Source organism: Leptospira weilii serovar Ranarum str. ICFT, from assembly GCF_000332415.1.
Lineage (GTDB): Bacteria > Spirochaetota > Leptospiria > Leptospirales > Leptospiraceae > Leptospira > Leptospira weilii_A.
The window spans coordinates 106,262-125,134 of record NZ_AOHC02000021.1; the positions used below are offsets into that span (position 1 = coordinate 106,262).

Annotated in this window: 14 protein-coding genes; 8 read left to right on the plus strand and 6 right to left on the minus strand. The window is 41.7% G+C overall.

The genetic code is table 11. The annotated features are described in order from the left end of the window. Positions 1–49: 49 nt before the first annotated feature. The 5 genes from metF to LEP1GSC060_RS06135 form a co-directional block, all read right to left on the minus strand. A complete protein-coding gene (metF, locus tag LEP1GSC060_RS06115; RefSeq protein WP_002998769.1) occupies positions 50–931 on the minus strand; it encodes a methylenetetrahydrofolate reductase [NAD(P)H] in 882 nt (293 codons plus the stop codon). A gap of 10 nt (positions 932–941) precedes the next feature. Beyond that, positions 942–3,449 carry a discoidin domain-containing protein gene (locus tag LEP1GSC060_RS06120; protein ID WP_002999123.1) on the minus strand — a complete coding sequence of 836 codons (2,508 nt, stop codon included), beginning with the start codon at positions 3,447–3,449 and terminating at the stop codon, positions 942–944. Positions 3,450–3,473: 24 nt separating this feature from the next. Further along, positions 3,474–4,403 (minus strand): helix-turn-helix domain-containing protein, encoded by a 930-nt coding sequence (locus LEP1GSC060_RS06125; RefSeq protein WP_002999141.1) that lies wholly within the window; start codon positions 4,401–4,403, stop codon positions 3,474–3,476. Positions 4,404–4,730: 327 nt separating this feature from the next. Further along, positions 4,731–5,576 carry a ParB/RepB/Spo0J family partition protein gene (locus LEP1GSC060_RS06130; protein WP_002998823.1) on the minus strand — a complete coding sequence of 282 codons (846 nt, stop codon included), beginning with the start codon at positions 5,574–5,576 and terminating at the stop codon, positions 4,731–4,733. After that, positions 5,560–6,312, minus strand: coding sequence for a ParA family protein (locus LEP1GSC060_RS06135; protein ID WP_002999316.1), 753 nt, complete (start codon positions 6,310–6,312; stop codon positions 5,560–5,562). The genes LEP1GSC060_RS06130 and LEP1GSC060_RS06135 overlap by 17 nt, the downstream gene beginning before the upstream one ends. A gap of 249 nt (positions 6,313–6,561) precedes the next feature. Between LEP1GSC060_RS06135 and LEP1GSC060_RS06140 the strand changes: the two genes are divergently transcribed. The 6 genes from LEP1GSC060_RS06140 (at position 6,562) to LEP1GSC060_RS06170 (ending at position 14,357) form a co-directional block, all read left to right on the plus strand. Further along, positions 6,562–7,938: a helix-turn-helix domain-containing protein gene (locus LEP1GSC060_RS06140; RefSeq protein WP_002998950.1), complete on the plus strand. Its 1,377-nt coding sequence runs from the start codon at positions 6,562–6,564 to the stop codon at positions 7,936–7,938. A gap of 2 nt (positions 7,939–7,940) precedes the next feature. Beyond that, entirely contained in the window at positions 7,941–8,951 is a 1,011-nt protein-coding gene (locus tag LEP1GSC060_RS06145; RefSeq protein WP_002999294.1) for a hypothetical protein, read from the plus strand. 108 nt (positions 8,952–9,059) lie between these two features. Next, positions 9,060–10,067, plus strand: a complete 1,008-nt coding sequence (locus tag LEP1GSC060_RS06150) for a hypothetical protein (RefSeq protein WP_196221629.1) — start codon at positions 9,060–9,062, stop codon at positions 10,065–10,067. Between the two features lie 88 nt (positions 10,068–10,155). Beyond that, on the plus strand, positions 10,156–10,539 hold the full coding sequence (locus LEP1GSC060_RS06155; RefSeq protein ID WP_036095520.1) for a phosphatidylinositol phospholipase: 384 nt from the start codon (positions 10,156–10,158) through the stop codon (positions 10,537–10,539). Between the two features lie 702 nt (positions 10,540–11,241). Continuing rightward, a complete protein-coding gene (locus LEP1GSC060_RS06165) occupies positions 11,242–11,457 on the plus strand; it encodes a hypothetical protein (RefSeq protein WP_036095578.1) in 216 nt (71 codons plus the stop codon). Positions 11,458–12,908: 1,451 nt separating this feature from the next. Further along, positions 12,909–14,357, plus strand: a complete 1,449-nt coding sequence (locus LEP1GSC060_RS06170; RefSeq protein ID WP_002999195.1) for an MBOAT family O-acyltransferase — start codon at positions 12,909–12,911, stop codon at positions 14,355–14,357. On the opposite strand, the gene LEP1GSC060_RS06175 is transcribed toward LEP1GSC060_RS06170, so the two are convergent. Beyond that, entirely contained in the window at positions 14,342–15,913 is a 1,572-nt protein-coding gene (locus LEP1GSC060_RS06175) for a hypothetical protein (protein WP_002999069.1), read from the minus strand. The two genes, LEP1GSC060_RS06170 and LEP1GSC060_RS06175, sit on opposite strands and share 16 nt — an antisense overlap. A 168-nt stretch (positions 15,914–16,081) precedes the next feature. On the opposite strand from LEP1GSC060_RS06175, the gene LEP1GSC060_RS06180 reads away from it, so the two are divergent. Together LEP1GSC060_RS06180 and asd are read left to right on the plus strand one after the other, a co-directional pair. Further along, complete coding sequence (locus LEP1GSC060_RS06180) at positions 16,082–17,677, plus strand: hypothetical protein (protein ID WP_002998885.1); 1,596 nt, start codon at positions 16,082–16,084, stop codon at positions 17,675–17,677. 145 nt (positions 17,678–17,822) lie between these two features. Beyond that, positions 17,823–18,872 carry an aspartate-semialdehyde dehydrogenase gene (gene asd / locus LEP1GSC060_RS06185; RefSeq protein ID WP_002999203.1) on the plus strand — a complete coding sequence of 350 codons (1,050 nt, stop codon included), beginning with the start codon at positions 17,823–17,825 and terminating at the stop codon, positions 18,870–18,872. Position 18,873: the final 1 nt, after the last annotated feature.

Genomic DNA, 18,873 nt, shown 5'->3' on the forward strand with positions numbered 1-18,873 from the left:
AAAATCATACTTTTTGCAAGTAACGAGCCTCGCCGAACAGGCTCAAAACTTAAAGAGAACCGCCCTTCAACTCCCTCACAATGTCGTAACTCGCATGAGATTGATTCAAAGTATAAAGATGGATTCCCGGAACTCCCATCGCAAGCAACTCCCTGCATTGTTTTACGGAGAAGTTTAAACTTCTCCTGTAAAACTCTTCGGGACGGTGTTCGACCTCTTGCAAATCCTGGATGAGAGAAGAGGGGAACCCACAACCGGCCATCGAACGGAACCGCTCAATCTGAGAAAATGAAGTGATCGGCATAATTCCGGGAATTATAGGAACGTTAATTCCGACTTTCCTCGCCAAGTTCAAAAAATTTTCAAAAATAGAATTCACAAAAAAAAGCTGAGACACCAAAAAATCCGTTCCTGCATCCACCTTCAGCTTCAAATTTCTCACGTCTTCTTCGAGAGTTTTTGCATCGGGATGTTTTTCGGGATAACAACCGCCTCCGATACAAAAGTCCAAATTTTCGGAACGAATGAAGGAGACAAGTTCCGTCGCGTTTTCAAAACCGCCTTCGGTTTTTTTAAACTCTCCTTCCCCTTTGGGAGGATCTCCCCGAAGAGCCATCAAGTTTACGATCCCGGAAGAACGAATTCCTTTTAGAATTTCCAAAATCCGATCTCGATCGGCGCCGACACAAGTAAAATGTGAAACCGTAGGAAAAGAATAATTCCTCGAAATCTCGGATAAGATCTGCACGGTTTTATCTCTCGTCGAACCTCCGGCGCCGTAGGTTACCGTGACAAAATCCGGATCGAGACGAGACAATTCCTTCACCGTTTCCATCAGTTTCAAATCTCCTTCCGGAGTTTTCGGAGGAAAGAATTCAAACGAATACACCGGCCCTTTTTCGGCGCCGTAAATTTCAGATATTTTTTTCATAAACTCCCGATCATTGAAAGCAGAGAAGAATTTGGATCTGCCCTCGTCCGCCGCGGAGAGGGGTCAGGGCTTTTCCAAAAAGACATCCGGGACGCAGAGACTCCGCCGAAATTCGAACGGCATGTCCTCCGGTCAAACCGGTCACAAGTAAACTCCCCGGTTGAATGGGATAAGCGGACGCGTCCGCATTTACAGTTACAACACCGGAAACGGCAACCAACCAATAAGTTCCGTCGGAAGGAGCTGGGTCACCGAAAAGAAGCGCCGCCGATTTTACGGCAACCCCAATCGTATGAGTTGCGTTAGCCGCCTTTGCTTTCTGTAATCGGCCGTCTTCTCCCATCACCAAAATATCCCCTTCCGAAATCACGTCCGAGGGATTTACGGAGAAAAACCTCGCGATACAGTCCGCATTTTTTCCCGTCGAAATTCGAACAGTTCCGGAAAATTCGGATTCTCCCTCCGCAAGAAACGCCTTGCCGGATCCGACTTCTCCAAAAGAAGGAATTCCTTTTCCCGTCGCAAAAAGGGCGACCCCCGATCGGGAATGAAAAATTCCACCAAACCCTCGTTTGGCGAGACCGACGACTCCGGCGCCGTCCTTGTCCGAAGAATCTCCTCGAACTCCGAATTTTTCTCCGTAACCGATAAGGCCCGTGTTACGAGCCGCTCCGACGATCCCAGCCCCTTTTTCACTTTCATTTTTTCCGTAAATGGGAGAGTGATTTTCCGGAGGAGGGGAGATATTCGTATAAGCCGCCTCCGTATTTCCTTTTACTTTCAGAAAACCGGTATGAGAACTGAAATCGTGATCCAAAGGCGCGTAATCGTGTGTATGCGACTTCGGATCTCTCTTGTCGGATAACCTTGGATCGTCTGCGGAAACGACCTTTCCCGGTGCGCCGCTACCAAGCGTTGCTATTTCCACGATTCCGGGATACGACGTGGTGGCGTTACGAAGCCGTTTATCGTTTCCTTGAACCACTACACCTTCTTTTGTTTCTCCCGATTGCGCCAACTGAATGATTCCATAAGTTTCCGTTGTGGCGATTTTTAGGCGTTTATCATTTCCTTGAACGGCGGCCTCCGAGGATTCTTCTCCGCTTTTTGCAAAACGAACGATTCCGGAAAATTCCGTATTTGCCTTTTTGATTCGAGGATCGTCTGCGGTTACGGCCTTTCCCGGTTCGGACGCACCCGGCTCGGAAAGGATCGCAAGTCCGTATTTTTTCGTTGTGGCGATTTTCAATCGTTCGTCGTTTCCTTGAACCACTACGCCTTCTTTTGTTTCTCCATTTTCTGCGAGTTCCACAATTCCAAGGCTCGACACCGTTGCTGTTCGCAAACGGTCATCATTTCCTTGCACTGCTCGTTCTGCCCGATTTTCGCCATTGGACGCCAGGCGAACGAGTCCGTGTGCGAGTTCCGTCGCATGTTTTAGGCGTTTATCGTTTCCCTGGACGACAACTCCTTCTTTTTCTTCTCCGTCTCCGGCAAGTTCGACAATTCCTTTGTATTCGGTGGACGCGTCTCGGAGTCGTCTATCGTTGGATTGAACCGCGACCCCTTCCGAATTTTCTCCGTCCACAGACAATCGGACCAATCCGGATCTTAAAACCGTCGCATAGGGAAGCGGCTCTGCAGTCGGCTTATTCGTCAAATCGTTCAGGTGCGGAGTCGCATACAATTCCAGCTCTACGATTTTTGATTGATAGAATTCCTGATTTTTTTTCTCTTTCTGGCGGGCGACGAGTTTCAGATAACGCACGTTTGTCGGTAAAAATCTCCACTGATACCAAACGCCCGGCTCGGATAAGAATTGATTCTCTTCCAACAATTGATTCCAAGATAAATCGTCTTCGCTGTAATAAACGATAAAACTTTCCGGAAAAAAGGTCGGTTCGAGTTTCGGCGTCAAAAGTCGTAACTCATTCACGCGACTGACGGATCCCAAATCGACTAAAAAGAATTCTTCTCCCGGTTTCGGAGTTTCTTTTGACGACCAACCATAGTCGGGTCGTTGGTCGATCAAATTCTCTTTCACCCAAAATCGATCGTGTTCCGTACTCACTTGAATTTTAACGATTCCTGAAATTCCGACTTCCAGTTGACCCAAAGAAATTTTGTATTTTCCGGAACCGTCTTTCTCCGACACTTGGCCGATCAATTTCAAATATTTTGCCTGAACCAAAGAGAAATTCCATTGTCCCGTTTTTTGGTTCAATCGCTTAAATCCGGTCTCTTGTAAAATCGGTTCCCAAACGATTCCGTCCATGGAAATCTCAAATCGAAATGTGTCCGGAAAAAAGGACGCTTCTTGTAAATTCGAATGAAGTCGTATTTGATTGAGGCTGGAAATTTCCTCAAAGTGGAGCGTTAGTGCGGAAATTCCCGGCGAACTTTTGGTTTCGGTATATCGGAGTAACTTTCCTTCCTTTAAATCGTATGTTCCTGTAGATTTGATTTCGCGTATTTTGATCAAACCGGGGTGGCTGATTCGTATGGATTCAGAGTTCATTCAAGATTTGTCCTGTTCTCTTTTTTAATATTTTACGGATGTAGTTCGATTTTCTTCGTTTTTTGCGGAAAATATAACCAATATCGGTGGACGGATTTCCTCTGTGAAGTACTTTGCTATGATCATTCGCAAGGTCTCGGGTAGCGGCTCCAATATACAAAGTGTTCTTCCGTCCGGCTCCACCTTGACTCTTTCCAGCTGTTCGATACTCGTTCGTGTCAATCGGTCTTTTGACCATTGCAAAAATCCTTTCCACGTATTGTCCTTTGGATATGTGGCTTCCTCGTTTTGATTAAATTCCGGCACGTCTGTTCGTCTTAGATTTTTACATATCCCCTGCACATATCTTAGATTCGTTTCCATTCCTCTTGCTTTGGCGATGGTAAGCGCCTCGGTTAAAATGGGTGTGCCGTATTTTTCTTCTATTCCACTTAAACTTAATTGCGCTTTTTTCTTTTCTAGTTCTTGGTTTTGATTGTTAGTTATGGTTATATTGATATGGTTTGGGGCTCCTTCTTCAAACCCCTGGGTTCCCTTCTTTGGCACCCCTGAGTTCCCAATTTCCTCACCCCCAGGGTATCCCGGAATATACCCCTGAGGTGGAATTTTGGTCCCTTGGTAGTTGAAACAAAAATAATACCGGGAACTTGTATGTCCCGTTCCCGGTGTAACTTGAAGCAGGCCCGCTTGGATCAAGTCTCTCTTTCCTTGTATGATTGATTTTTTGGTTTTAAATCCTGTTAGCTTTAGTAGTTTTTCCGTACTTGGCCATACTGGCTTAAAGTGCTGATCACTAAATTTAAGCAGCACTAAGTAAAGCGTTTTTGCGGCCGAAGATAGGTTGGCCCAGACACCCGATTCGATGATATCTGCGTAGAATTTTATGTAAGGATAATGCTCACCCATTTTTCTTTCGGGACCCTCCTCTTGGGAAAGTACATTAATTTTAAGCAAAAATTCCGAAGAGAGTTGACATTATCCGACATAATGATACTTATGTCTCATCCAACAACATTCCCTCGGGAGAATCCGGCCCCTGGTTAGCCAGGGGATTTTTTTCGTCCGGATCAGATATATGCCTTCGGCCTCAATCCTTTAGGATTTGGGCTCGGTACTATATTTCCGTTTACTATATTATGTCACATTAAACTTTTTAGGTCGGGGTTTGTCAATCCTATTGACCCCTTTCCCTTTGTTTTTGGTAATTTCTTTTGCTAAGTACATGTTTGTACTTTTTTGATGTCGCTTAACAATTTTATTAAGCGACATTGCGTATGAAGATTATATGGATTCGAATTTTTTACGAATTTCTTTTTTGATTAGTTTTAAGATTTCGCCTAACAACACTTCGTTGTCGGAACTGATTTGGATCAAACCTTGTTTTTTTGTAATCTTATATTCCGTTGATTTCGAATTTGAAATTTTCTGATTTACGGGATTCGTGATTTTAGGTGTAAATAAATTTTCCTCTTCTCGGTTAAAAGATTTTGCATCCTTTACGGTTTTAAGCGTACCTATCTGGAACAAATTTAAGAATTCGGAGAAGGTTCCTTTTCGAGAAGCGGAGACGGCTTGGATTAATAGATTTTTACTTTCAATCCCTGCCTCTTTACAGGACCTTAGTTCTTCTTTGCTCAAACCTGAGATTCCGAGAAGTTCCGTCATGTAACTTCTACTTTTTCCAAAAAGATTTCCTAACTCTTGGTCCGTGTATTTGAAGCTCGTCTTTAAGTGTGACATTGCTTCCACTTCTTCATAAGGGGATAGGTTTTCTCTTTGAAGGTTTTCTATGATTGCAAGTCGAAAGGTTTCTTTTTCGTTTCGGTCTAAAATTTTACATTCTATTTCCGTCCAGCCGAGCTGTTTGGCTGCGTGGTATCTTCTTTCTCCCGCTACAATTCTATAGTTTTCGTCTTCTGGATTTTGTTTTGTGACAATGATGGGTTGAAGAAGTCCGTCTTGCTCCAAACTTCTCGCAAGATCCTCGACTCCTTTTTTTCGATCTTGCCTCGGTTGGTTTTCCGACGGGAGAATTTTATCGAGTCGAATTTTTCTAACGGTCCCTTCTAATTTTTCAGCTTGGAACACATCTGCGAGAGAGCCAAGTCGTTTACTTTTTGAGCTCATTCAAAAACTCCTCTATAAACCCTTCGTATTCTTGAGCCTGTTTGCTGGTTTTGTTGTATTCGAATACGGATTTTTTAGCAAGGTGAGATTCTCCAACTGCAACCCCGTCCGAGATGCTTGTTTCGAAGATGCGGAAGTATTTTGTTAAAACAGGTATGATGGTTTTTGTCAATAGAGTTTGGGGTTTGAGTTGAGTTACCAAGGCGCCTAAGATTTCGAGGTTCGGGTTGATTCTTTTTTTGATGCTTGTTATTGTTTGCTGAAGTCCCACGATCCCATCGACGGAAAATTTTTCAGCCTGAAGGGGAATGATTACATAGTTGGATCCGACGAGCGCATTGATCGTAAAGATAGACAAGCTGGGCGGGCAGTCGATGATGCAAAAGTCGATTCCATCCACTCCTTGAAGTGAGTCTCTTAGGATGTACGGTGCGTCTACGGAGCTTCCGGAGAGCGTCTCCACTTCTGCAAGGTTCATTTTAGAAGGAGCCAAAAATAGATCGGGCTGCCTCGTCTCTATCATAATTTCTTTGATTGTCATCCTCGAGTTGAAAACACCATGCATCGACTTCGCTACACTTTCCGGATTTGTAAATATGCCGGTGGAATTTGCCTGAGGATCTATGTCAACGAGCAGGGTTTTTTTCCCTCTTCGCGCAAGCCCCATGGATAAATTGAGAGAAGTTGTCGTTTTACCTTCTCCGCCTTTTTGGTTTGCTATGGATACAACTATCATGAATTCTACCTTATACTCTATTGTCGGACATCCGACATTGAATCCTTATCGATACCGGGTATTGATTTGTGGAAATTTTGCATTCAAAAATCAAGTGAGTTCGCTTAGGTTCGGTCCTGTTCCCAGATGGAGCGAAGGTTTCTTATCTTCAATCATTTATCCAAAATTGTTATTTTTTCCTGAGATATTCATTCTTTCCAAAGATTACTGTCGGACGTCCGACATTCCCTCCTGTACTTGGTTGACAAGATGCTTAATTTTAAACATCTTTCTTTTGTGCATCCGTCTTTATTGAATCTTTTTTTTACAGAACAGCCGTCCATTCAATTCAAAAGGGATGCATTTTCGAATGCTCTGGAGGAGTGGGTTCGTATTTCTAACGGAGTTTGTGGCGTTTTAACTTTGAGTTTTGACCATGGTAAATCCTTAGTGGAAGTTGCTAATTCCGGTTATGACGATGATGGCTTTTTCTATTCTTTTTTATCTAGGGCAACCGGAAATTTAGACAAACTTTATCTAAACTCCGATTTTTCTCCCCTTTGGTTTTCCTCCGTCGAATCTGATCTTTTTCATCCGGAGGCCATCGGTTGTTTGGTCGGCGGAATTCGAGGAGACTCTTTTTTGGAAGGGTTTTTTCTAGTAGAATTTTTGGTAAAACCTTCCGACGCAATCCTTGCACTTTGGACCTTACTCGCCAAAAAAATCTCGGAAAATCCCCGTCCGAGTATTGCCGTTTTACGGGCTCATTCTTCCTCTTCGGCTCGAGTCGATTTCCTTAAAAAGGAAGGTATTGGAGAGTTTTTGGCGGAAATTTCCGGCGTTCAATCTTTACCGGATTGGCTCAGTGGTAAAAATTCTTGGGTCCGAATTTCCGGTCCTGTCGGTTCCGGAAAAAAAACCCTAGGTAAATGGCTGCATCGAAATTTGAGTCCCGAAAAAGGGATTTTGGTCCTAGGTTTTTTGCCCGAACAATTTTCTAAATTAGAGAAATCTTTGGACGAGTGGATTCGGATGACCGATTCTGGTACGATTTTGATCGAGGGCGTGGAGAAATTCACTTCCGTTCAGCAAAAGTTCTTTTTCAATATTCTTTCCGGGGGCGGCTCCGAAGATTTTCGACTCATTTTTACGGAAACTGAGGGTGTGGAGCCGAACGAAATTTTCAGGCCGTTCCGGGAATTTCTCCTCCAAAGAACGTTTGTTATTCCTAGTTTAGATACACTTAATTCCTCTCAAAAAAATTCTTTAATTCGACTGGTTTTGGATGATTTGAAAGAGTCGATAGGCCGCGAGGATCTTCGTTTGTCGGATGAAAATCTACAAAAGATTCTAAAAATGAATTTTGAGAATAATCTTTCCGGCTTGCGCAATCTTTTAGAGGAATCTATTTTGAGTTCTTCCGGTTCGGAGATCGGAATTCTGGACCGGAAAAAAATTCGGGATCGGACGTTGACGATTCCGGATTCTGAGGATCTGGATCTCCGAAGGGCGGTGGAGGCAGTGGAGAGGCAGAAAATTCTTCTGGCTCAAAAATTGTTCGGCGGAAATCAGATCCGAATGGCCCGTGCCCTTGGAATTTCCAGGGGATCTTTGCAGTATAAACTCAAACAATTGGAGATCGATTAAAAGTGGATCTTGATTCTCTCTACGAAGAACGAAAAACTCCCGGCGGATTTTTAGTGAAAGTCCGTCTCGCAAAAATGACGTATGTTGTTTTCACCCAGAAAGGCCCCGAGGTTCCTAGAGGTTCGAAAAATAATTCGATCGTCGTCGCAGTTCCTAGAATTGTTTTTTTAGGATCGCAATTTAATCTTTCTCATTTTCGTCTCGGCGAATTGAGTTTTGTAAATGTAAAACAAGGTAAACTTGTGATTCCTTATCAGCATTCCAATTCGGGAAATGAAGTTCGGACTATTTTTTTAAGCAGTGGAAGTGATTGTGACGTTCTTCCGGTAGTTGTATATCATTTTCAAAACAGCGAAAATTTAATTCGGTCCAGAGAAGAAGGTGTGGAAATGCATCATCTGGTTTTAGATGAATCCTATCCTCGCCAAGATTTAATCACTTTGAAAATTCGGTTTCCGTCCCTGAACATGTTGATCGTTCGTAAAAAAGTGACCGCTCATAAACCGGCCGAGGCCCCAGCTGAAATGAACCAAGGGAAGGAATCCGGAATTGTAGATTTCAATAAAGTGCGGGCCGCGGACATTATGGATTCCGGAAATTTAAATATTCATTCCGGAAATCCGGTCTTTTTGGCGCGGATTCATTTGAGAAGAATGGATCTTGAAAAAGTAAAACAACTTCTTTTGGATTTTCAGCTAAAACCGGAAGAGGTTTCCTTCATTCGAACTTTTTTTGCTGTTATGATTCGAAACGAGTTTGAAAAAGACGAATTGAAACAAGTCAAACAAAAACTTCTCAATTTAGATGAAGGTTTTCGTCTCGCGGAGCTGATTCTTGAGATGAAAATTCACGAGTTTGAAATAGAACTCGAAAAAAACTTCGGCCCTGAAATCGCGAGTATGTGTTATGCGCTGCTTGAAAAAGAGCAGGACCGGGCCGAAGAGGAAGAAAAAGGAATTATTCTCTGGGAATGGAAGTTGAGAGTGAAGCGGCTTTTTCGTAAGAGCGCTTGAGGAATTTTCCTAAAAAACTCCGAAAAATAGGAAAAAAAGCTTCCATTTTCCCGAAAAACAGACAAGTTATAGAAAATAACTATGTATTTTCGAAGTGAGACAATAGTTTTGGCACAATTTTTGCTTACGGGATTTTTAATATTCTGTGGGTTCGGTGCGTTGTCGGCTTCTGAAAATGAAGTTTTAGAAGTTTCGGAAATTACAGTTCATCAAGCTGAAGTAGATCGAGTTTTGTCGATTTCTATTCTTGATAACGTTTCGGTTTTGGACCAGGACGATTTTTTTGTTTTAGATTCGAAGACAGTTGTCGGAACAAAAACTCATCGAACGAATTCGATTCGGAAAAAAGTTTTATCTTTTGAGTTGCAGGATTTCGTTGTAACTTTTCACGATCCACATTCTAATTCTAATTTTCAAAATTCCAATTCCAATCTTGGCCCCGACTTTTTACCTTTTTTGATAGTTTCACAAGATTTTTCTTCTCGAACCCAAAAGTTGGCTCTCATAAAAATAAATCTCGCTTGGGTCTTGTCGTCTCTGGAAAATTTTGAAGTTCTGAAAATGAAAAATGACTCTATTTTGAGTCGGGAGTTGACTTCCGACATGATAAGTCTTTTGGTTCTATTTTTATCATTTCCGAATTCCTTTGGTTCGGGTTCCTATTTGTCGGATTTCCTCGATAACCATTTTCAACAAATTGAGTGGGTCATAAATTTAAAGGAAAGGATAGGGCAGATTCCGATAAGCCGATTCGCGCAAAGTTGGAAAGAGGCGTATCCCATCCCAAATTCTGTGAGAAGGTCGGAACTCCGGTCAGCACTAACAAAAGAATTTGAGACAGGAATCATACCGGTGTTGGTAGGTACGGTGGGGAAGAATCAGGAAAAAGAAATTTTATCTGTTCTTTGGAATTTACTCAACCCAGGAAAAACGACGACGGACAGAATTTTCATTTGGCTGCGTAACCTGGAAAGTAAATCAATATTATTGAAAACAATGGAAATTGTAGAAATCATTCAACCAAAAGATATAGTTCCTTTAAACAAAGGATTTTTCTGGAATCGATCATCGACTAACGGGAATGGTCGGAATTCAAAAGTTGTCCTTTCTGTTTGAATCGATTTTTCTGCTTAGAGAATTCGTCGTCGGATGATAAAATTCTAATTTTGTTTGTTTTTCAGCCTGCGGTTGAAAATCTTTGTTCATGGCTTCCAAAGTGAAACGATCTTCTTTTCAAAAATTGCTAAATGCAATGAAAAAGATGTCTCTTGAAATAAATGATTACGAGATTTGTAGGCGTCTCGAAACCATCATGATGACTAGCAAAGAAGACTTAAGCCAAGTTGTCGTAAAATCACTTCTTGATAACCCGCTGGATTTTGATCCCAAAACTTTACCGGAGCCGTATGGCCAGTACATCCGACATTTTATATACATGGTCAAAAGAAACAAAAAGCAGGGGATTGATACGAATTTTGATACGCCAACTAACTCAAAATCTTCGGAAAAACAAACCCTACCACCAGTTGGTGATTCTGTAAAAACGCCTCCTAAAAAAGATACAGCCAAAAAAGCTTCAAAACGTTAAAATTTTCCTGTGACTACCACAGGAAAAAAGATAAAATCTTTAAGTGCCGAAAGGCCGTCAACGGCGGCCTAAAACTGACAGAAGGCCGGATTTAAAGAAAATTTAGGCAGTTTTTCGGCAAATAAATAAACGTCCAAATTTAGGCATGCTCGTATATTGACTGTTTCCCCGTGGAATGGCGCCTCTTCAGGGTAAACAGCGAGCTGTACGGCGCGGCAATATCTACTTTGAAAGAAAATACAAATCTAAAAAATAGACATTCGGGAAAAACCTGGAGAGAAGTGATTAAAATTGGTCAGTATGCAATCAAATCATTCAAAACGGATCTCGCAATATTCGAGCTTTTAGCCAGGGTTCCCCGTTTTATCCAGATACCGAAGAGGTGTACGTTACAGAACTTTGCCGCTGCTAAAATTCAACCTTTCGGCTAGAATTGACCGTTTTCAAGAAGACATAAATCAATAGAAATATGTTTGTTTCCGCCGAAATTAGGGCAGAAGAAAAAAGAAAGCGAACGGCGAGAGTGATGATAGAAAAAGGTCTGAGAAGATACGGAGTTTGAATTCGAACCTGTTATTGCGAAGGAGGAAGTGGCATTATCTGTGCCACATTGTCATGTGTAGGAAAAATTCCTGCTACCGTAAAAACGTCAGGAAAAGGTTTGCGAAACTGATCTCGGCCTTAAAAATAGGATCAAAAATTATGGCTGAAGTAATTAAATTGCGGGTTAAGTGCCACGCATGTTCTTATATGATAGAGGGATCTGCAAAATACGGAGCGGGACATTATGTCCCGGAAGGGGCTGATTTTGAATTTATTGCAGTTGGAAAGGTAGAAACTCCAAAAGGACGGAGAGTAAAGGCGGAAATCTTAGCAATTTGTCCAAATTGCGGCGTTAAAAATAAGTGGATTGTTTGATTTTAATAATGGATTATATTTAATCTAATAATTTGAATTTAATATGGTAGATAATTGACATAGAATGATTTAATGCAAATTTTATTGCCTAAAAATAGGCAATAATTACAAAGCACATTGAACTTTGCGCAAAAAGCAGCAGTCGGTTGATTATAGATAACTTCATGTCCAGCCCTCAAAATTGATAAGCCCTCTTTTCAGTATGAGAATAAAGGTGTAATTGTATTTTATTATAAGGAAACTTTAAAATATTCGCCTTTGACCGCTAAAATGTGGGAAACTCCTGCGGAAGTTATGAAATTAGAGGTAGAGGTTCTATGTTTTGCACCCCCTTTTCCTATAAAATAATCAGATGAATTTAGGCTAAACTTTCTTGGTGGCCCAAGCCTAATTCGATAAATGTCCCTCAAATACAATGATTTTAAGATAGATCAATCGGAATTACGACAAATCTTCTCGAAACTGGCTTGCGGGCTTGACATGTGTAGCCTACGTAAAATGACTCATTACTTCCCTTTTAAGGGTCGATTAAAAGTTGCTATAAAATAATCAAAATATACATTAATATCAATTAATATTTTTTGATTAAAAATAATCTATTAAATGATTATAATAAATCAAAAATAATTTGTAATTAGAAAGAACTGTAAAGATATTTTTGGATTAGAATCTTGTAGTGAAATAAGGATAACTGGCGAAACCAAGCGAAAGCGGCTATATTTCGACCTGTAGCGTAACGTAGATTCATATCCATCTTGGATGTAAGTCAGTTTGAAGAGTGATATACTTGATTCGACGAGTCAAGAAGGCCGGAGGCAGATTGGTCGTTCTCTGAACTTGATCTCACTCCACCATACCATAATCAACCCCACAAGTTGAGCAGGGTTTTGGAATAAAAAGGGTCAAAAATATAGATGTTCTAGGAATTAGTGAATAGTCCCATGCCAGTATGGATTGGCACCCGGGAAGCAAATTCACTTTAGTTTACCCACCAAAATCAAGGGAGAGACTAAAATGCAGAGCTTTCCTGAACACAATGTAACGCTCGCAAAGGGTCGCGTTGAAAAAACTCAGCACAACGCTTTCCTATGGGTCGCGTTGTGGGGCTGATCTTTTCCCGGAAGATTGTCGTATTTCCGACAGATTTATCTTCAACATTCAAGCAGCTGTGGGTTGATACGGCTCCCAACGGGTTGTTCGACGGGGGAGCCGGTATTAGCCTGGGCTTGTCAAGACATTCTGCTCCCTCGTTGTTTTAGTGAACAGTTTTTAGGACTTTACAAGCCAGGTTGCAAAACCCTAAAAATGTTGACGGATGACATGATACTTGATGAACGAATTCAGGAGTTCAAAGACTTAAATGTTGATGAAGACAAAAATTGTTGAATTGAAAAACAGCTGGAGGATTTCCGTTTTGCTGGAATTCTGGATTCAGGCACAATTTCGATTTAATGAATTTTACGACTCCGCAATACTTTCTTTTTTTTGTAATCGTCTGGTGTGTTCGATGGACTCTAACGGCGATTTATCCGAAGAAAAATACTTTTGTTCTTTATTTTTTACTTTTGGTCAGTTATTTTTTCTACCTTTCCTGGGACTATCGTTTCGGTATTTTGATCCTTTTTACTACGGCTTTGGATTATTCCGTCGGAAGAGCTTTGGGTTTGCAGAAAAATCTTCAAAAAAGAAGAACTCTTCTTTTTCTTTCGTTATTGGGAAATCTGTCCGTTCTCGGATTCTTTAAATACTTTCATTTTTTTACGGATTCGTTTTTGATTTTGTTTCATTCTCTCGGTTGGCAAATTTCCGCGCCGACTTTGAAGGTGATTTTGCCCGTTGGGATTTCGTTTTATACGTTTCAATCTCTGAGTTATACGATCGACGTTTATAGAGAACGGATTCAACCGGAAAAAAATTTTTTCCATTACGCCCTATTCCTGTCTTTTTTTCCGCAGTTAGTCGCGGGCCCGATCGTTTCCGCGAGAATTCTTTTGCCCGCGTTGCGAAATATGTTTCATTGGGAAAACGTTCCTATTCGAGAAGGAATTTGGCTGATTCTTTTGGGTTTTGTGAAGAAGGCCGTCATTGCGGACCGAATCTCCGTGATTTCCGATTTCGCTTATCAATTTCCGGAATCCGTTTCAACTCTTTTTGCGTGGATGGGAGTCGTTTCTTATTCGATTCAGATCTATTGTGATTTTTCGGGTTATACGGATATCGCGATCGGTTCCGCGCTTCTTCTGGGAGTTCGTTTGCCCGAGAACTTTAGACTTCCTTATATCGCTACGAGTTTTTCCGATTTTTGGAGAAGATGGCATATTTCTCTTTCCGGCTGGTTACGGGATTATCTTTACATTCCTCTTGGAGGAAATCGGATTAACGGTCTTATTACATACCGAAATCTTTTGATTACTATGTTTCTCGGCGGGCTCTGGCACGGAGCGAGTTGGAACTTTGTGATTTGGGGTTTTATACACGGAATTTTTTTGGCTTTGGAAAGATATTTTTCGGATTCAACGAGTTTTCCCCGGAAGGAGGGTTCTATTCCGAGTCGAGGGATGAAATTTCTATATCAGATTTTCGTAATTCTTTCCGTTTGTTTGATTTGGATTTTTTTTCGTTCAAAAACTTTTTCGGGATCGATCGAACTTTTAAACGCATTGTTTTCGTTTCGTGACGGGATCCAACCGACTTATACGATGCAAAGTCATTTTTTAACGATTCTTTTTTTGATGACCCTGGCTACTTGGATCGGGAAAAAGGAGGAATCTTCCGGAGTTTTTTCCCGTTTCCGGGAGAATCTTCACTGGAGCCTCTTTGCTTTTTTGAGCGCCTTGGGTTTTATCGTAGGTGTGGTTTTAACCGTGGAAACAAAACCGTTTCTTTATTTCGTTTTTTGAAAGGGTTTGCGCAATTTTTCCGGGATTTTACGGGAATTTTCGTAGAAATAAATATTGGATTCTCCGCATCGTGTTGTGCCGGAGGGTGTTCCGTACATTTCCACAATACGATCCTCTCCCAATCCCCGCGTAAAAACCGCGACGGTCCCGGGATAATTTTTGAGATACCATTCTCGGTTTGAAATCGTATGAGAACCTTCTAATGTTCTATACGCGACGTGGATCGATGGAATTTTCTTTTTGGAAAAGACTCGGATTCTTTTTGCGGTCCAAAAGTCGGAAATGACGAGTGAAATCGGCGTTTTTTGGGAAATTTCGTCCACACATCGGGCTTCCTGTGGTATCGTCCGGAAAAGCCGAAAAAAAGCATTTTCGACGTTTTCGGGCGTTTTTTGTCCGACAAACAGGAGTAAAAGGAATAAAAGAAAAATTGCAAGTGTCAAAGTTCGTTTTGGAAATCCCGCCACAAAAACAAGGAAGAACGGGGCTAAGATTAAGGCCGGTGACGTATAACGTAGGCTGTATTCGTCGATATAAGATCCGGTAAGGATCGGGGCAAAAGTAAGAATCGCAAAAAAGAAAAATAAAAACGCAGTCGACTTCGTTTTTCGAATTCTTCCCAAACTAAAAATCAGAGCGGTGATTAGAATCAAAATTAAAATCGCCGGAACCGGAACGTGTTCTTTCAGTCCCGAAAGAACCCAATCCTGAACTTCCGTAAAAAAACGCGCGCCGTCCTTGGCCGCTTGAATCAGCGAAAGATGTACGGGAATTTTTCCCGGTTTTTCAATGAACAAAAAAGATTTAAGAATGGCGTGTAAAATCAAACCTACAATTCCGCAAGCCGATAGAATTTTGGAACTTACCGGAAAAAAATTTGCGACGCGGGAACGACTCGTTGAGTGGACAAGTCCCGCAATACGACTTGTCGAACGACCAAGACGTAAAAGCCCGGCCAAAATTCCGGGAACGATCAGCTCTACGAACAGGATTCGATCGGATGCGACTGTGAAAACGATCCATAACGATACGATCCATACTTTACGTTTTTGGAATGTTTTATGAATGACCGGCCAGACGTACAACGTTACCAAAAACGCGCTCGTATGAATGGAAGGTAGAAATAAGATATAAAGGGTCTGAAAATTTTTCGCCGCCAAAAGTAGAAACGAAATCAGAAGTAAAACCCAGGATTTCACTCTTCTTGTTTCTTTTACGGATAAGGGTTTCGATTTTTTTTCTTCCCTTGCAAAAATCCAGAAACGTTCCATCAAAACGACGAACACGATCGTTTGTAGAAATGCAAAACAAACCAGCGCTTTTTGTGCGTTTTTAAAAATCAAAAAAAGAAAGGAAACGATGGGAAAGTCCGGAAAAAAATAAGGAGAAGGAGTGAAGGACCAGGAAAAAAAATCTCCTCCGTCCGCGAACACATCCAAGGCGAGAGTGGGAAGATAAAGAATGTCCGAGTTGAGATAAATTTCTTCCGGACTGAAAGTTATAGAAAAGAATAACGAAACGAAAAATAAAATTAAACTGAATACGTATTGTAACATTTTGTCAAAAAGTAATACTCGATTTGTAAAGCGTCGTCGTTTCGATTTCCTTTTTGTGGTATCTTTCGACCTAAGTCAATGGTAAAGCTAAAAAAGAAGTTCCTGGACATGAGTTTGAATTTTAAGAATCTGTATAGTTTGTAGTATTCAAAGAAAGGAACGTTTATTTTGGATCAAACGAAAAACATAGAACCTAAAACCGGTGGATCTAAACGTACGAACCACGGACTTCTTTTGATTATCGGGATTTTGATTTTGTGCGGATTGGATGTTTTTTTCTTTCGCACTTTGATTTGGAAGGTTCCGAACGAATCTCCTTGGAGTTCCAATCACTTCTATAATTTTTTATACGAATACTTCGCACTGAAGGAAAAACAAAAACTTCATCCTAGAATTCTAATCGTAGGTTCGAGCATCGCTCATTATTCTTTCGATCGTGAATCCTTTCGTAAGGAAATTTTCGATAGAACCGGCAAAAACGTAGATGTGGAATTTCTTTCTTACGCGGGGATGACCCCTCTGGACGCGTGGCTCTGTCGCAAAAAGATCGCGGAGCTGCAACCCGACTTTGTCGTTTTTCCGATCAACTTTATCGATTGGAGATTGCACCGCGCGTATTCTTTGAATCCTTCTTACAAAAACGAAACGATCGCTCCGGAAACTCTTCTTCTGGACGCGCTCGATTTTTTCGAAGCGCCTCAATCCCGTTTTATCTTTCCTTTGGAAACCGCACTTGAGTTTTTTTCCGAACTTGGATTTGCAAGAACAAGCGAATATTTATCCGCCTATCTTTTCGGATTTTATCGATATAAGGACGTCTTTTGGAAGAATCTTAGATCTCTTTACGATCATCGTTACGGAAGAAACACGAGTTATCACGGATATAACGGCGTACAAATCCCGGAACGAGTGACCTCTTTAGGTTGGACCGGAAAAAAATTCTCCTTCCTACTCACGGAAAAAATGAAAAAGGACGGCTTTCTCGTTCAGATCGTGCCCGAGATTCTTTCTTCCGGACCGCTTAAAATCACATTCCAAAAAAAGAATACGATTCAAACGTTTTCTTTTTCGGAACCCGGTTGGAAGAAAATTCTTTTGGAAGAACCTTTCCTTTCTAAAAATCCGGAGTCGCCGATCACCGCTGAGCTTTCCGGCACATGGATTCCCTATTACGCGGAAGGGGAAAATAAGGACTGGAATTACGATCGGCTTGGAGTTCGATTGCAGCAAACCTTCGGCACGGACGTCCCGAGAAACGGAATGCAATATACGAGGGAGGAAAGATTCGAAGACCTTCGTTTTTTAGGTATGAGTGATTTGGAATATTCCAAATACTTTAATTTTAGGCTGCTCGACGACTATCCGCAGCGCCCCGGGATCGGGTATTTAATCGCCCTTAAAAACGCCAAACTCCGGATTCGCGAGGAGAAATTCGTTCCCGTTCTTCATTTTCAATATCTGGAAAAGTTCGCCGGATTTTTAAAGGAAAAGAAAATTCCGCTCTGGATCGTAAACAATCCCGAAAACCCGATCAGTTTGGATTGGTACGGAAACTCGAATTGGTACCATGATCATCTTTTGTTTTTAGAAAGTTTTTCCGGAAACGGGGTTACGTTCAGCGATTTGAAAAATTCTCTCTCGATGCAGGACTTCAGCGACTATCATCATTTTACGTTTCCGGGTATGATGAAAATGAGTTCGATTTACGCGAGGGAATTCGTCAAAATTTCTGAAAGACAAAGACGGAATCCTCTAAAACCTTGATAAACAAGCCGTGTTCGGCCTACTCAGAACTTATAATCGAGTGTCGGGAATTCCAACTCTGAAACTGGAATTCTTCTCAAACTTTATGATACTCATTGTATAGGGAAAAGTAATAACACAAATCGCGAGGCGTTTAATTTAAATTATGAGCAGGGTCAAAGTTGCCGTTTTAGGCGCCACCGGTTCCGTCGGTCAGAGATTCATTCAGTTGCTGGAAAATCATCCTTACTTTGAGGTTACACACCTCTGCGCTTCCGAAAACAGCGCGGGAAAAACGTACGGGGATGTGATGAAAACGAGATGGAAGATCTCTTCCGATATCCCCGCTTACGCTAAGAACATCGTAATCACAACGCCGGACCCTGCGAAAACAAAGGATGTCGCATTAGCATTTTCCGGTTTGGACTCGAGTGTCGCCGGTGAAGTGGAAACGAAATACGCGAACGCGGGAATTCATATCATCTCCAATTCCAAAAATCATAGAATGGATCCTACGGTTCCCATTCTTTCCGCGGAAGTGAATTCTTCCCATCTGGATGTTTTAACTTCTCAAAAAACGAAAGGTAAGATTATCACCAACTCGAACTGTACGATTATGGGAGTTACGATTTCCCTCAAACCTCTTTTGGATCGTTTCGGAATCGAATCCGTTATGCTCTTTTCCATGCAGGCGATCAGCGGCGCGGGTTATCCCGGCGTTCCTACGATGGATATTTTAGGAAACGTGGTTCCACATATCGGAGGAGAAGAGGAAAAGGCGGAGATCGAACCTCTGAAATGTCTCGGTAAGGTGCAAGACGGTAAAATCCTACACGCCGATTTTTCGATTTCGGCGCATTGCAATCGTGTTCCGGTTTTCGACGGTCATACGGTTTGTGTTTCCGTAAAATTCAAAAAGAAACCTTCCCGAGAAGAAATCCTTTCCTCTTGGAAAGAATTTTCAGGAGAACCTCAGACGTTAGGTCTTCCTTTGGCGCCCCATCCTCCGATCGTTTACAGGGAAGAAGAAGATAGGCCGCAACCTAGATTGGATCTGGATACCGGTAAAGGAATGACTACGGTGATAGGTCGTCTCAGGCCCGACCCCGTTTTCGATTGGAAATATGTCGTCTTAAGTCACAATACGATCCGAGGAGCGGCGGGAGCTGCGTTATTAAATGCAGAACTTCTTTACAAAAAGAATTTCCTCGTATGAT

Bases quoted from the DNA above. Each gene is read 5' to 3' on its own strand.
- asd (WP_002999203.1), top strand. From the start codon at position 17,823: ATGAGCAGGGTCAAAGTTGCCGTTTTAGGCGCCACCGGTTCCGTCGGT.
- LEP1GSC060_RS06175 (WP_002999069.1), bottom strand. From the start codon at position 15,913: ATGTTACAATACGTATTCAGTTTAATTTTATTTTTCGTTTCGTTATTC.
- LEP1GSC060_RS06170 (WP_002999195.1), top strand. From the start codon at position 12,909: ATGAATTTTACGACTCCGCAATACTTTCTTTTTTTTGTAATCGTCTGG.
- LEP1GSC060_RS06135 (WP_002999316.1), bottom strand. From the start codon at position 6,312: ATGATAGTTGTATCCATAGCAAACCAAAAAGGCGGAGAAGGTAAAACG.
- LEP1GSC060_RS06130 (WP_002998823.1), bottom strand. From the start codon at position 5,576: ATGAGCTCAAAAAGTAAACGACTTGGCTCTCTCGCAGATGTGTTCCAA.
- LEP1GSC060_RS06165 (WP_036095578.1), top strand. From the start codon at position 11,242: ATGGCTGAAGTAATTAAATTGCGGGTTAAGTGCCACGCATGTTCTTAT.
- metF (WP_002998769.1), bottom strand. From the start codon at position 931: ATGAAAAAAATATCTGAAATTTACGGCGCCGAAAAAGGGCCGGTGTAT.
- LEP1GSC060_RS06120 (WP_002999123.1), bottom strand. From the start codon at position 3,449: ATGAACTCTGAATCCATACGAATCAGCCACCCCGGTTTGATCAAAATA.
- LEP1GSC060_RS06140 (WP_002998950.1), top strand. From the start codon at position 6,562: ATGCTTAATTTTAAACATCTTTCTTTTGTGCATCCGTCTTTATTGAAT.
- LEP1GSC060_RS06155 (WP_036095520.1), top strand. From the start codon at position 10,156: ATGGCTTCCAAAGTGAAACGATCTTCTTTTCAAAAATTGCTAAATGCA.